Source organism: Photobacterium sp. 53610 (assembly GCF_036409375.1).
Taxonomy (GTDB): domain Bacteria; phylum Pseudomonadota; class Gammaproteobacteria; order Enterobacterales; family Vibrionaceae; genus Photobacterium.
This window is the reverse complement of the sequence record NZ_JAXOFS010000014.1, coordinates 45,923-61,225: the sequence shown is the minus strand read 5'-3', so window position 1 is coordinate 61,225 and position 15,303 is coordinate 45,923. Positions and strand designations below refer to the sequence as shown.

At 46.8% G+C, this 15,303-nt stretch carries 9 protein-coding genes; all 9 read right to left on the bottom strand.

Annotated elements, in window-relative coordinates; translation table 11 throughout:
• Window positions 1-50: 50 nt before the first annotated feature.
• On the bottom strand, window positions 51-581 hold the full coding sequence (locus SPK40_RS20615) for an MltR family transcriptional regulator (RefSeq protein ID WP_330961742.1): 531 nt from the start codon (window positions 579-581) through the stop codon (window positions 51-53).
• Between the two features lie 53 nt (window positions 582-634).
• Window positions 635-1,783 carry a mannitol-1-phosphate 5-dehydrogenase gene (locus SPK40_RS20610; protein ID WP_330961741.1) on the bottom strand — a complete coding sequence of 383 codons (1,149 nt, stop codon included), beginning with the start codon at window positions 1,781-1,783 and terminating at the stop codon, window positions 635-637.
• Window positions 1,784-1,840: 57 nt separating this feature from the next.
• On the bottom strand, window positions 1,841-3,796 hold the full coding sequence (locus SPK40_RS20605) for a PTS mannitol transporter subunit IICBA (RefSeq protein WP_330961740.1): 1,956 nt from the start codon (window positions 3,794-3,796) through the stop codon (window positions 1,841-1,843).
• A 676-nt stretch (window positions 3,797-4,472) separates the two neighbouring features.
• The gene (locus SPK40_RS20600) at window positions 4,473-10,574 is read right to left on the bottom strand and encodes an FG-GAP-like repeat-containing protein (protein WP_330961739.1); all 6,102 of its coding nucleotides are present in this window, start codon (window positions 10,572-10,574) and stop codon (window positions 4,473-4,475) included.
• A gap of 320 nt (window positions 10,575-10,894) precedes the next feature.
• The gene (gene fis, locus SPK40_RS20595) at window positions 10,895-11,191 is read right to left on the bottom strand and encodes a DNA-binding transcriptional regulator Fis (protein WP_027254108.1); all 297 of its coding nucleotides are present in this window, start codon (window positions 11,189-11,191) and stop codon (window positions 10,895-10,897) included.
• A 22-nt stretch (window positions 11,192-11,213) separates the two neighbouring features.
• On the bottom strand, window positions 11,214-12,179 hold the full coding sequence (gene dusB / locus SPK40_RS20590) for a tRNA dihydrouridine synthase DusB (protein ID WP_248144342.1): 966 nt from the start codon (window positions 12,177-12,179) through the stop codon (window positions 11,214-11,216).
• A 155-nt stretch (window positions 12,180-12,334) separates the two neighbouring features.
• Window positions 12,335-13,219, bottom strand: a complete 885-nt coding sequence (gene prmA, locus SPK40_RS20585) for a 50S ribosomal protein L11 methyltransferase (protein WP_330961738.1) — start codon at window positions 13,217-13,219, stop codon at window positions 12,335-12,337.
• A gap of 158 nt (window positions 13,220-13,377) precedes the next feature.
• Window positions 13,378-14,838 (bottom strand): sodium/pantothenate symporter, encoded by a 1,461-nt coding sequence (panF, locus tag SPK40_RS20580; RefSeq protein ID WP_330961737.1) that lies wholly within the window; start codon window positions 14,836-14,838, stop codon window positions 13,378-13,380.
• Entirely contained in the window at window positions 14,831-15,112 is a 282-nt protein-coding gene (locus SPK40_RS20575) for a YhdT family protein (RefSeq protein ID WP_330961736.1), read from the bottom strand. The genes panF and SPK40_RS20575 overlap by 8 nt, the downstream gene beginning before the upstream one ends.
• Window positions 15,113-15,303: the final 191 nt, after the last annotated feature.

Below are 15,303 nucleotides of genomic sequence, written 5' to 3'. Positions count from 1 at the left end.
TGCTTGGGTCTGAGAGGAGAGCGCTTGCATGGGCAGAGACAGACCGTGGATTAAAACGGGCTGTCTTTGTTCAGTTCAGTCGCAATCCCTGAAATGGCCAGTGCCAGAGTAGATTTCACCACCTGTTCCTGCCGGGCCATTTGCATCTGATAGAAGCTGAGATCAATGTCTTCAGAGATGGGGGCCATGTCGAGCTGAGCCACGCACATCACATTCGCCTGATGCAGCGCTTTAATCTCTTTGATGATTTTAGGGTCCGTAAAGCTGTATTCAGAGCCGTCCCGGTTGAGCATGTCTCTGATCCGAAGACAGCGTTCTATATCCTGATAAACAGGCTGCGCAATGACGCCCAGTCCATACAGTAGTTTCAGACGAACCGTCAGTTCTCCGAGTGGGCCAGAATCGTGCAACAAAGGCTCCACCACGGACTTCACCGCAAAGTCATCTTTCCGGAAAATCCGTTGGATCAGTCTGTCCACCGCTTCCTCCAGAATCTCAACAGTGGCAATGAAAAAGCCGCGGACTGTGTTGGCTTCGTTCAGTCGCTCAATAATGTCTGCTTCGTGTTCACATGGTGGCATGGATAAAAGTTCTCTTTGCTGCAAAAAACGGGGAGTGCACTCCCCGTATATTTTCAGGATAAGGCCTGATAGCACTGTTCAATACGGCGGGCCGCATCGCTGCCAGCATCCAGTCCGGTGTATTGAGCCAGTGTCTGGCATACCCCTTTTTCTCTCAATGTGTTTTGTAACTCGATCGCCTGCGGATCGCTGGGATTGACGTACTTCAGTGCCGCCGCAATCCCGGTGATCAGGGTTTGGTTGGGGGTTCCGTATTCAATCGTTCCCAGTAATGGTTTAATCAGCCGGTCGTTACTGCCCAGTTTACGGATGGGCTGTCGGCCGACCCGGTCAATCTCATCACGCAGGAAGGGATTGGCAAAACGGGTCAGGATTTTTTCGATATAGGCATTGTGCTGGTCCCGGTCGAAGCCGTAGCGGCGGATCAGCACTTCACCGCTTTCGCGCATGGCATTTCTGACCTGAGCACGAATATCGTTATCCTCAATGGCATCCCGGATGGTTTCATAACCGCGCAAAGCGCCCAGATACGCCGTCATGATATGACCTGTGTTGAGTGTAAACAACTTCCGTTCAACAAATGCCATCAGATCGTTGGTGGTTTCCATGCCAGCGATGGCAGGAATGTCGCCTTTAAACTGTTGCTGGTCGACAATCCACTCGCTGAAACTTTCGACGGTGACTTCCAGCGGATCGTCGTTGGCGGCATCCGCGGGCGGGACGATGCGATCGACAGCAGAGTCAACAAAACCCACGTAGTCATCTGCCAGAGCCTGATCCGCCGGCGACAAATGTTTGTAGACTTCGGCTTTCAGGTGAGTGGTGCCCCGGACCATGTTTTCACAGGCGATGATATTCAGGGGCTGCTGGTTGCCCGAAGCAAACCGCTTGGTCAGCCCTTCGGCAATGGTTCTGGCGATTTTATCCAGTACCGCCGGGCCGACGGCTGTGGTGATCAAATCTGTCTGGACAATTTGATCGATGACATCCGGCCCTGCGGCATTCACGGCTGTGATATGACTGACCGTATCGAGATGGCAGTCGTTGCCTACCACTTTGACGGTATAAGACTGCGCATGGCTGAGCTGATCGATGAGTGGCTCGTTGACGTCGGCAAAAGTAACATTGACCTGTGCATCTGCCAGAACTTTACCGATGAATCCGCGGCCGATATTGCCAGCGCCAAAATGAACTGCTTTCATGATGATTCCTACCTTCAATGAGAGAGGCCGGCAAGCCCGGCCCCGAAAGACACTGCCTCAGGCTGCTTCTTCGCTGGCAAGAATGCTCAGCACTTCTTGCACGTCCTGCGTCCGTTTGAGGCGCTCAATGGCCTCAGGATCATCCAGTGCATTGGTGATGGTTGTAATCACTTGAATATGTTCATCATTTTTGGCGGCGATGCCGATCACCAGATGGGCGATGTCATCTTCGTCTTCGGTAAACAGGACGCCGTCCGGATACTGGCAAATGACGATGCCGGTTTTGATCACGCGGTCCTTGGCCTCGACCGTGCCGTGCGGCACCGCAATGGACTCGCCGAGATAAGTGGGGACCAGGGCTTCACGGTCGAACATGGCATTCACGTAATCTGGTTCGGCATAGCCCAGTTTCACCAGTTGTTCACCGGCGAAGCGGATGGCTTCTTCCTTATTTGTAGCTCTCAGTCCCAGATGAATATTGTCGGCCTGGATCTGGAACACTGAGGGTGGCTGCGGTGTCAGTGAATCATCGTTGGCTGCCACCGGGGTCAGCTTGACCAGTGTCGGGTCATTGGCGGCATCCGGACTGCTGGCGGCGATAATCCGGGTGATCAGATCGTTATAAACCTGACCGTCCATGAAGTTGGTCAGTGAAATATGACAGGCATGCGGAGCGTGCTTGCGGGCACGTTCCGTCAGATCCCGGTGTGTGATCACTACATCGACATCATCCGGCAGGTTATTGATGGCACTGTTGGTGACCTCAATATTCAGTCTGGCTTCATTCACTTTTTTGCGCAGCAGACCGGCACCCATGGCACTCGACCCCATGCCGGCATCACAGGCGACAATCATACGGCGCACTTGGCTCAGTTCTGCCCCGGAAGACTGTTTTGCATTGACCGTGGCCTTGCCTTCAGAGGATTTACCGGATTTCATGGCCTTCATTTTTTCACTGGCTGCTTCCAGCGAGGTACCGTCATCTTCGTCGGTCACTTTCTGGGTTTTCAGCAGGAGTGACGCAACCAGGAAGGATACGCTTGCCGCTGCTGCAATGGAGCACAGGACACCGACCATGGAAGACTTCGGCGCCATCAGCATGACAGCAAAGATTGAGCCCGGTGAAGCGGGAGAAACCAGACCTGCGTGGAACAGGGTCAGGGTGAAAACCCCTGTCATCCCGCCGGCTATGGCGGCCAGGATCAGGCGCGGATTCATCAGAATATACGGGAAGTAAATCTCGTGGATCCCACCGAAGAAGTGAATGATGGCAGCACCCCCGGCGGTTTGTTTTGCCGTGCCGCGACCGAACATGATGTATGCCAGTAAAATACCAAGCCCAGGCCCCGGGTTGGCTTCAATCAGGAAAAAGATGGACTGGCCGATTTCATTGGATTGCTGGATTCCCAGCGGCGAGAAAATGCCGTGGTTAATCGCATTATTCAGGAAGAGGATCTTCGCCGGTTCAACGAAAATTGAGGTCAGGGGTAACAATCCGGCATCCACCAGGAAGTTCACACCTGCTGCCAGGCCACCGGAGAGAATCTTCACGAAAGGGCCGATCAGGAAGAAGGCAATAATGGCACAGATCATACCAATGATGCCGGCTGAGAAGTTATTGACCAGCATTTCGAAGCCGCTTTTGATTTTGCCTTCCACGGCTTTATCAAAGTGCTTAATGGCCCAGCCGCCCATCGGGCCGACAATCATGGCCCCCATGAACATAGGAATATCGGTACCGACAATCACACCCATCGTGGTGACGGCACCGACGACAGCGCCCCGGTCGCCACCAACCAGTTTACCGCCGGTATAACCAATCAGCAGCGGCAGCAGGTAGGTGATCATCGGGCCAACCAGCTTGGCGATCGTCTCATTTGGCAGCCAGCCGGTCGGAATAAACAGTGCGGTGATAAACCCCCAAGCGATGAATGCACCAATATTGGGCATTACCATGTTGGAGAGGAAGCGACCAAAATTCTGTATCTTGATCTTGGTGTCTGGTGATATCATGACCTTTCCCCGTTTGATGTTCAGTTTTAAGTTCTGTTGTGTGGATAACGGTTCGCCAAAACCGTCGATTGCTTCGTACCCAATCAATCTACCACAGATCCTGAAAACCAAACTGATGACGGGGGTTTCGTGACTCCCGTCTCCTTTCTTAGCCCATCCCCACCAAATTATTGTGATCCCAGCATCATTCCGTCGCTGTAATTCCCTTACATTACTTGAGTTTTAAAATTGTCAAATTAATTTTAGGTGATCAGCACCTCAATTACCGACTGTTTGCTATTTAAACTTTTGGTGATAAGAATCACACAATTAGTATTTTCCGGATGGGTTGAGCGAATCTAGAGTGATGTGGATCACTGCTGGGTTTTTGTTTGAAGGGCAAAATAAATAATGGCAAAGTACTGGCTGATGAGATTGTAATAAAATTACGATATGTGCTGTCTGAAGCAAGTGGATGGCTTAACAAGTGAACCGGAATATGTAAAAACTCTAGACTGTCTTAGAGTTTGGCAATGGGGAAAATTTCAAGTCAGGTTGTCATCTTCTATGAAGATGGAGAAGCGAATGGTAGCACCAGTCAGGCAAATATATCAAAGTAAAAGCCAGCAGGGGTTAGCTGCTGGCTTCATCTAAGGCCCTAATTTTATGGGGCTAAACACATCTGTAGATCAGCGTACTACTTTTTCATTAGCTGCTCATATTGGTAGGCTTGTAATTGTACCATTTGGTGTAATGCAGCATAGTTAAAGGCAATTACTGGAATAATAGAAACTTGGTTTGTAACAATTCCAGAAACCAGACCAGGGTTACTCCAAATGCCCAGCGATCTTTGGACCGTGCCAACAAAGACATCATGAAGAACCGCACCTGAGTTGAAGCCAGGTACTTTTGTTGATAGAAAACTCATAAATGCACCTTTTTCTCCCATAAGGAAATGGCTGCTATTGGCTTCTCCGACCTGATTGAAAAGTGGCCCACATTTACTGAAATCCGAGCTGCAAATATCAAGTTTAGGATTATGTGCAGGGCCTGAATACCCGCTTGTTGAGCTGTTCGTTTTGTTTAAAGCGCCTTGTGTTGCACGCTTCGTTGTTGGTTCATAGCCTGTAAACCATTCAATTCCAGCCCGAAAAGCCTCACCAATACCAGCAAGTCTGGCTCCTTGAGAGCATCTACCGCCTACGGCAGCAGCACTAGCACATCCACCTACTGCAGAAGTCCCAATTCTTTTTGCAAAGGTGCCAAGTGAATCTACTTTCCAGCTTCCTGTTAATTTGCTGAATCCGCCAGTAATCATGCCAGCTAACGCTCCCTGGAATGCACCTTCCCATGTTCCACTGAGAATTGCACCAGATACAAATCCTGCAGCAGCTCCGCCAGTTGCACCGATTGCAACTTGTGAACTTAGGAATCCAGCCGCCCAACCCGAGGCATAGCCATAAGTGAAAACTGAAGCGGCAATTGCAACACCGACTTTCCAATATTTATCAATGAACTTTCCTGTTTTCTTGAAAAAGCCACTGATGGAATAACCTGAAGGATCAGTGTATTTTAATGGGTTATTTTGAACATAACTGTATCGGTTGAAACCTTGTCCGCCCCCAATATCATCTTGAACAATAGGATCAGGATTTAGGAATCGCCCAATGACAGGGTCGTACAGTCTCCCTGTCATATGCACTAAGTTAGATTCCGTTAGATTTTCATGACTGGAAAACCCAAGTCTTCCTGTTAATCCATCTGAGTATGAGTTTTGGCTGAGCTCATAATCTTCTTGTCCTGGAAGAATTCGTGATTTACCCCAAGCATCATAGCTAGTTTGATACTCTATTTCTCCCAATTGATCTGTTATAAGGAGAACTGAGTTAAGATGGTCTTTAAAAAGGTATTTGTTTTTAGCGGAACCTTCGCTATCTTTTTCAACTATTACTTGGTCAGCAATAAAGTATCGATGAGTAATTTTTCCATTTTCATTTACTTGCTCATAATCGCGATCAACATAATAGGTAGTTCGGTTTTTATTTACATCATTCCTGATTGTTCTTTCTAATGATGGACCATATTCAAAAGTAGTTGTTCCTTCTTTGTTTGAAATTGTTAGAGGTTTATTGAAAGCGCTATATGTGATAGTTCTTCCATCACCTTCAATTTGGTTACCCGCGTTATCATATAAGTATTCAGCGCTCCTTATGCCGCTAATTGAGCTTACAGCATGTGGACGAGAAGAGTTATATTGATAAGTGCCAACATCTGATTTATAGGTGATATTTCCTAAAGCATCATATTTTAAATCTTGATTGCTCACACCAGATGATGAAATTAATCTATTTAAACTGTCATATTCGAAATTTTCTATGAATGACTTGTTAAACTGTGACCATGATTTTTGTGTAACATTTCCAATCTCATCATATTCATAGTTAACGGATTGAATTGTTTTTCCAATCAAGTTATTACTTGAAATGTTGGTTAGATTTCCAGTGATCGAATCAAAATATTTTGTTGTCGTGATTCCACCACCCAGCTGAGTTGAAGTGATGTTTCCTCTTGTATCCATTGACAGTAACTCCCAATATGGAGTTCTCTCGGTAGAGTTTTTAATTGTTGTTAAATATCCAAATTGATCATATATATATTGGACGCTAAGATCGTTTGGTAGAACTTTTTCTTCGACACGACCATTATTATTGTAGGACCATTGGTAATTGAATTCATTGTTTCCAATGTTGATTTTCTTTGATGACATTCTTCCTTGTGCGTCATATGAATACCTTTCAATGTAATTGTCTTGTGTAATGGACTCTAATAGTCCAGTATCGCCATGACTCTCACTGTATTTCCAAATAGTCTCAATGTTTCCAGCTTTTCTTTTAACATCTTCAATGTTTCGGTATGTTTGACGACCAAGTAAATCATACTCAAAAATAATACTTTGGTTATTGCCATTCACACTTTTTGAAATTAATCCTAACCCATTTAATGTATAGGAATTAGATCCAGTATTTGGATCATGAATGGATGTTTTTCTATCAAAGCGATCGTAATCGACAATGATTTTATTGCCGTTAGGATCAATTGTTTCAATAATATTCCCACGTCCATCATATCGATAAGCTGTGGTGTTATTATTATCATCTGATTTTTCTATATTCCATCCCCATGCATTAGAACGAGTGATCGCTTTTTGGCCTTTGGCGTTCACCGATGTCATCGTTAATGGTTCATAGAAATAAGTGGTTTTTGAATTATCAGCACGTGTTATCTGTTTCACTCTATTAAGCAAATCATATTCAAATGAAGTTCCTTCATATGAAACATGATAATCTGGTGCAGATTCAAAAATTAACCGTCCAAGAGAATCATATTTTTTGACAGAAATTGATTTCTCTCCTCCAAATAAGGAAACATCTCGGCGAACTTCACGATGTAAAGCGTCAATATAATGTTCTACAGTCGGTGCATCACTTCTTTGGGCTAGGATACGATAAGCAACTTCTTGATCATGGCTTTGTTTATATGTTGTGGTTTTCCAGCTACCATCAGAAAGCCTTTCACCGATGAGCCTTCCCCAGTCATCATAGAAATTATTTACTTGCCTACCATTGGTATCTGTTGAATTGAGGAGCAAGCCTGAACGAGGATCATATTGGTAGTTGGTTTGGTATCCAACAGCATTTGTTCTTGATTTAATAAATCCAAAAGCATCATATGATAATTGAGTTGTCCTAGAGTTTGATGGAAGACCATCGTTAGGCAGCCTCTGCCAAGATTCAGTTACTGTCTGGGCTAAACCACGATCAAAATCACTATAGGATGTTGCAAACTGTTCAGGCTCACCCTCTTCACGAACTTCCTTCGTGAGGAGGCCCAATTCATTGTATTCATAACGCACTGTATTTTCTGTACTTTTAAGATGGCTGCCTGAGATGAAGGTAGATTGATGTTCAATAAGATTTATTAACCAGCGGTCCTGTATTTCTGATGTAACAGGAACATAACTATTAGAAGTGATTTCTTTGTGCCAACGTTGGTTAATGTGGTCTTGAGTTTCAATAGTTTTGCGTATTAATTGACCATAATCTGGTTCAAATTCAGATTCATATACTTGTGTTGATATCAATTCCCCATTCAAATCCCACTTCTTAGTGGTAGATTTAATCAGATGCTGAATATAGCGTTGTGCTGGTTTTAATACTGGAGCACTTGTAAAAGAAATAGAGCGTTTAAATCGTTCAATCGGCTCTGGAATACCAGTGGGTTTATAAACTTTCCATTGATTGACTGTTTGTTCCAGTAGAGTACTTGGATTTTCATCACAGTAATCAAAGCTAATTTTTCCTCTTCCATCAAATATACAGATTTCTCTTTTTACTAGGGCTCCTTGTAATAAGTCTCCTGTATTTTGACTGTAAGTTGTCGTAGTTATCAGATTGTTTGATTGATCCCAATTTTGTATTTTAGAAAAACCTAGGCTACCCGCTCCGAGTTTGTGAACACGAAATCCATGATAATAATAACTTGAGCTTTGGGTCTTACTATTTTGGGAGCTTCTGTGTAATGATTTTACAACATAGATTGGAGCTTGTACTTCTGATATAGGATACTGTTCACTATTTAATTTTTTGTATACATTATTATCTGTAAGTGGTGAATAATCGAATGTTACAACATTTCCAAGTGAAGAAGTCACAGACAATAATAATGGAGATGCGCTTGTTGAATTAGATATATATACGCCAGCATTTCCAAAGCCGATAATATCTGCAGTACCATCTCCATCAGTATCTGCTAACATCCTAAGATGATCTTTTGTACTCCATCCTCCACTATATTTACCAAAGCTATTAATTACTCGCTTTGGTGCTGTGAAAGTTTCACCGAGAGAAAAAGAAATATTTACACCATCATTTGCAAACCCAATGATATCGGCTCGGCCATCACCATTCACATCAGCGACTGTTCTGGGGTGATCACTAGTATTCCACCCGCCTACACCATTTCCGAAACTATTAATTAAGCGTTTAGGTGCAGTAAACCCATCACCCTTAGAGAAAGATACAATGACACCATTATGGGAAAATCCTATGATATCAGCCTTGCCATCTCCATTTGCATCAGCCAAAAATCGAGGGTGATCATAGTTCTTCCAACCATCATTTTTTCCAAAAGTGTTAAGTAATCTTTTGGGAGCAGAAAATGAGTTTCCTTGAGATAATGAAACTTCTACACCACTATTAGAAAATCCTACAATATCCGCTCTGCCATCTCCATTGATGTCAGCCATCGTTCTTATATGATCATTAGTACTCCATCCGCCAGTATCTTTTCCAAATGCTCGAAGCATATGTTTAGGCGTAGAAAAAGAGTTTCCTGTAGAAAATGAAACATAGACGCCATTATTACCGAATCCGACAATATCAGCTTTACCATCTCCATTGACATCCGCCATTATTCTGGGATGGTCTTTAACTGTCCAGCCTGTATCTTTACCGAATGCTTTTAGCAAATTGCGTGGTGAACTAAAGCTTCGTCCTTGAGAAAATGATACTTGCACACCACTATTAGAAAATCCAATGATATCTGTTAAGCCATCGCCATTAACATCTGCGACAGTTCTAATATGGTCTGAATTACTCCATTTTCCAGCATCTTTACCAAAATAATTGATTAATTGTCTTGGTGAACTATATGTATTACCTTCGGAAAAAGAGACTTGAACACCATTATTGGAAAAACCAATAATGTCAGTACGACCATCACCATCTATATCTGAAGTTAAACGAATGTGGTCTTTATTATTCCATCCTTCAGCATCTTTTCCAAAACTACGAATTAAGTGTTTTGCAGCAGAAAAATTCCCCATTGGTTGATATTTCCACTTAAGGTCAATGCTAACCTCACATGTTTCATCTTTACACCCACTGTTAGCAGTCGTAATTTTTTGTAAAATATCATTACCAGATTGGTATTTAAATTTATAATTCCTGATGGGCTCTTCTATTTGAGAGATTGTTATTTCATCAATTCTATGATTTAGGGATGTTTTGTTTCCATGAACATAAGAGCTAATTTTATGTGTCTTATTCTCGTAGTTAAATTTTATATGATTAGAGTTATATGAGATTTCGCTTATTATGCTCTCACCAGAAGAAGGATCAGTTTTATATTCGTAATGAATTTCGTTGCCAGCTTTATCGCTAGTAGACATCAGTGACCAACTAATGTTTTTGCTTTTATTTGCAGTTTTTACATTAGATGTGTATTCACTTTTAAAGCCATCAGGGTTCCATACCTGGAACATTGATGGATTATTTTTTGGACCTAAAGCAATAACTTTTCTATAGCTTTCTCGGGCCGTCCTGTATTCGGTTTGGTTTGCCGTGCTTTCATCTACGATAATGAGCCGTTCACCATCCAGACAAAACTTATCTTTTTCATCGAAATCTACAATATCAATGTAACCGTCAAGGTAGTTATTTGATGGGCATCTGCTAATTGATGATAGGCCAGAAAGAGACCACCCTGCACCAAAGATGCCATCTTTGCTCTGGCTGTTGTAGTGCAATGCTAAGTCTGGAGCATGCCCTTTAATGCCAGGAGGCAATTCTAATGCGAGCCTGTAGTTGGCTGCACCATTTTGGTCCACATCTGCTTGACCTGATAAATCAATACCATAGTTTGAACGTTGTACTCCAGGCCAGCTGGATGCTTGCGATAATGAGCTAACGCTTAAAAGCGTAATCCCGGTTATCAAGAATGTTAGTTGATTTATTTTCACTGTTATGCATCTCTCATTTGAAAATCAAGTTGCATATATTAATGAAAATATACTGTCCTTTCAAAGCAATAGATGTGTGTTTTTGCGTATGAGTTCGATTCAAACATATCGATCAATATCTGGACAAGCGTGCCGGAGGGGAATTCAAATTGAAATCAACAGAAACTACTTTTCGCAGCAATTTCAATTATTGAAATTGTTTGAAAAATACGTCTGACTTGTTAGAGAAGGGGGGAAGTGATGTTGTACAGTTTAAAAGAAGGATCCCCCATTTTTAATATTAAAAAACGGGGGAAATAAAAAAGTAAGGAATTAAAAAATTAGTTCATACCATACTTTTTCAGTTTCTTACGCAGGGTACCGCGGTTGATGCCCATCATGGTTGCAGCGCGGGTTTGGTTACCACGGGTGTACTGCATGATGGTGTCCAGCAGGGGTTGCTCAACTTCTGCCAGTACAAGCTCGTACAGATCATCGACGTCCTGACCATTCAGCTGGGCGAGATAGTTCTTTAGCGAGGCTTTGACGGAGTCACGCAGAGGCTTCTGAGTGATTTGGTCTTGAGAAGTGACTGTAGTCACTGTAAGTGCTTCGGAAGTCAGATTTTGTTCGAACATATTCTGTAAGCTCTTCTGGTATTTATGCAACGTTGTCGAAGTAGCCTTGCAGCGCATCGAGCTGCTGTTGGGCATCCTCGATAGCGTTGAAGGTCCGGCGGAAATCACCTGCAGAAGCCTGTTCTTTGAGGTACCAAGACACGTGTTTGCGTGCAATGCGTAGCCCCTGGTACTCCCCGTAAAAGGCGTGGAGTGCCTGTACATGCTCCATCAGAATGCTGCTGACTTCTTCAAAAGAAGGCGCAGGCAAGTGTTCCCCGGTTGTTAAGTAATGTTGGATTTCGCGAAAAATCCAGGGTCTGCCCTGTGCAGGGCGACCAATCATCAAGGCATCGGCCCCGGTATAATCCAGGACGAAGCGTGCTTTTTCCGGCGAGTCGATATCACCGTTCGCAATCACAGGAATCGACACTGCCTGTTTCACTGCCTTGATGTAATCGTATTCCGCTTCCCCTTTGTACATACAGGCTTTGGTTCTGCCGTGCAGCGCCAGGGCCTGAATGCCACAGTGTTCAGCGAGCTGTGCGATCGCGACACAGTTTCGGTTCTCTGTATCCCAGCCGGTCCGTGTTTTGAGCGTCACAGGGACGTCCACGGCGTTGACCACGGCCTTGAGGATATCCTCGACAAGGTCCGGGTACTGCAGCAGGGCAGAGCCTGCCAGGCGTTTGTTTACTTTCTTCGCCGGGCAACCCATGTTGATATCGATGATCTGAGCACCATGCGCCACGCTGAAGCGGGCGGCATCGGCCATTTGCTGGGGATCTGCCCCGGCAATCTGTACCGAACGGAGGCCAGACTCACCTTCATGCACCATGCGGTTGAGCGACTTGGCAGTTTTCCAAACGTCTGGGTTTGCAGACATCATTTCGCTGACGGCCATACCTGCGCCGTGGCGCAAGCACAGTTCCCGAAACGGACGATCGGTCACGCCCGCCATGGGGGCGACAATTAACGGGTTGTCTAATTGATAAGGACCGATCTTCAACGTCTGTTCCTGACTATGCCAGTAAGGGCGCGCATTTTACGCATTTTTTGTGGTGCTGAAAAGGCCAATATTTGAGCATTCCTGAATTGGGGGCTAAAAGACCATGGAATTCAGTGAATTGCTCAGAAATTGGCCAATGGACAATTTTGTCCAAATTAGCCTTTTTGGCCTGAAATCCGGCACCATTCTTCACGGGCGGCAATCGGATCCAGCGTCAGTTCATCGCTGTAGTGGCTGGCCACGTCTTCTGCCTGACTTTCCAGCACACCGGAAATTGCCAGCAGGCCGCCGTCCCGGACCAGGCTCTTGATCACCGGCGACAGTTCGCGCAGCGGACCAGCCAAAATATTGGCGACCACGACATCAGCCTGCAGATTTTCCGGCTGTTCAGCCGGGAGGTACAGTTCCAGACGCTCAGCGACACCATTGCGTTCCGCATTGTCACGGGAAGCCAGGATGGCCTGCGGATCGATGTCGATCCCAATCACTTTGGCCGCGCCCAGTTTCAGCGCAGCAATCGCCAGAATGCCGGAGCCACAGCCGAAATCGATCACGGTTTTTCCGGTCAGATCCTGGCTGTCCAGCCACTCCAGACACAGTGAGGTTGTCGGGTGGGTCCCGGTGCCGAACGCCAGGCCCGGATCCAGTAATACATTGACTGCATCCGGTTCAGGGGCTTCACGCCAGCTCGGACAGATCCACAGGCGGGTTCCGAATTTCATCGGGTGGAAGTTATCCATCCACTCGCGTTCCCAGTCTTTGTCTTCCAGCTGCTCGACTTTACAAGCGAAATCGTCGGCCAGCAGGGGGCTGTTTTTCAGCAGGCTGAGCACCATGTCCATATCGCTTTCTGCGTCATACAGGCCGACGACATCCGTATCGCCCCACAGGCGGGTTTCACCCGGCAGTGGCTCGAAGACGGGGGTGTCATGGGCATCCAGAAAAGTGACCGACAGGGCACCGGTTTCTTCCATCAGCAGATCACCAATGGCTTCGGCATTGGCGGCGGTGGCATTCAGTTTCAGTTGAATCCAAGGCATGGGTACATTCGCTTTCAAAGGGACTGTGGTTCAAGGCCGCGGAGTGTAGCACGAAAAGTAGTCAGTCCGCATCAGCTTCCTGATACGCACGGCAGGGGCTGCTGGTTCGAGATGAAAAAACAGCACCAAATGGCGCTGTTTGATGACTGTATAGTGGATCAGACCTGAGGCTGTAAGTCTGGCTGCCGCGCAGGCCAGGCATAACTGCCAGCCACAAAGCTGATCAGACCCACCAGCAGCGTCGGGACGATGGCATGGATCCCGCCGAGATCCGGTTTGAAAACGGTCAGGGCCGTGTAGCAGCCCAGCCCGGCCACCATGGAAGCAAAGGCACCTGCGGCTGAGGCTTTCTGCCAGTACAGCCCCAAAACCAGCGGCCACAGGAAGACGGCTTGCATGCCCCCGAACGCCAGCAGGTTGAGCCAGATGATCATGTCTGGCGGGTTGGTTGCTGCGACAAAAACCAGCACGGAAAAAATGCCGGTCACCCAGAGGGAAAGTTTCGGCAGTTTTTCGGTGATATCCGCCTGTTGTGCTGCTTTCGGGTTGATGTAGTTGAGATAAAGATCTTTGAGCAGTGTGGCGGATGCCTGGATCAGCTGGGAGTCGATGGTCGACATGATGGCCGCCATTGGACCGGCCAGGAAGATACCCGCCACCACTGGCGGCAGGACCGTCATCATCAGCGTCGGCATGATCTGATCCGGAGTGGCGATGTCAGGCACCAGCGCCCGGCCCAATGCACCAGCCAGATGCATACCCAGCATCAGAAAAGCCACCATCACGGTACTGATCACCATACCCTGATGCAGGGATTTGCTGTCTTTGTAAGACATACAGCGTACAGCGGCGTGAGGCAGGCCGATGACTCCGAAGCAGACCAGCACCCAGAAACTGAGCATAAAGGGCTGCGACAGAAAGTTGTCTGGTCCGTAGGGAGAAATCAGTGCCGGATCAATCTGATGCAGCGTTGTTACCAGTTCACCGACGCTGCCACCGGCATGAATAATGCCGGCCAGCAGCGCCAGTGTCCCGATGATCATCATGATGCCCTGAAGGGTGTCGGTCATCACCACGGCCCGGAATCCGCCAATGGTGGTGTACAGCCCGACGGTGGCGGCAAAGATCATCAGTCCCTGTGAATAAGACAGACCGGTGACGGTTTGCAACAGCCGGGCGCCGCCGACAAACTGAACCACCATGGTGCCGAAAAATGCCAGCAGCAATGCCAGAGAAGCAAAAATCACCACCCCACGATTCTGGTAGCGGGCGTAGAGCATGTCATTCAGGGTCAGTGCGTTGTGCTTGCGGGCTTCGATGGCAAATTTCTTCCCCAGTACGCCCAGTGTCAGCCAGGCGGCCGGGAGCTGAATCATCGCCAGCAGTACCCAGCCCAGTCCCATTTTGTAGGCCGCACCAGGGCCGCCGATGAAGGAGCTGGCACTGGCATAGGTTGCGGCAAGGGTCATGGCGAGCACAAAGCCGCCCATGCTGCGGTTCCCCAGCAGGTATTCACTCAGAAAGCCGCTGTCTTGCTGTCTCTGGCGCCGGGTGAAGTATGCCAGCGCAAACACGGCTACAAGATAGAGGATGAGCGGGATCAGCAGTTGGTTATTCATCGGCATTTTCCTCACCAACATCAAGCGGCATATCCTGATAGATGTATTTCACCATCAGGGCGCACAGTAGGGTAAAGAGTACCGGGCCAGCCAAGCAGGCCAGCAGGAACCAGAGCGGAAAGCCCCAGTACAGTTCAGGGAGGGTGTCCCGGGCTGAGTCCGGCGCAAAGAAATAGGCGGAGCAATACCACCACAGGAAGTAGGCAACAGCCAGCCCCAGTGCCCATCTGGCTTCTCTGTGTGCCTGTTGGTAACGGGTAGAAAGTGTCTTCATACTGAAGTTCCTGTCGGTCCGTGTTTCGATCTTAAATGTCGGGAAATGGCGTCGAAACCGGCTCAGAAGTCTGTAAAAAAGGGTTTAACGATCAAGAAAGGGCATTATTGTGTCAAATGATGTCAGGCGGTGCCAGAGGCGTTGTGCAGGAAGTTGAGGAAAAACAAAGGCTGCCCGGAGGCAGCCTGAAT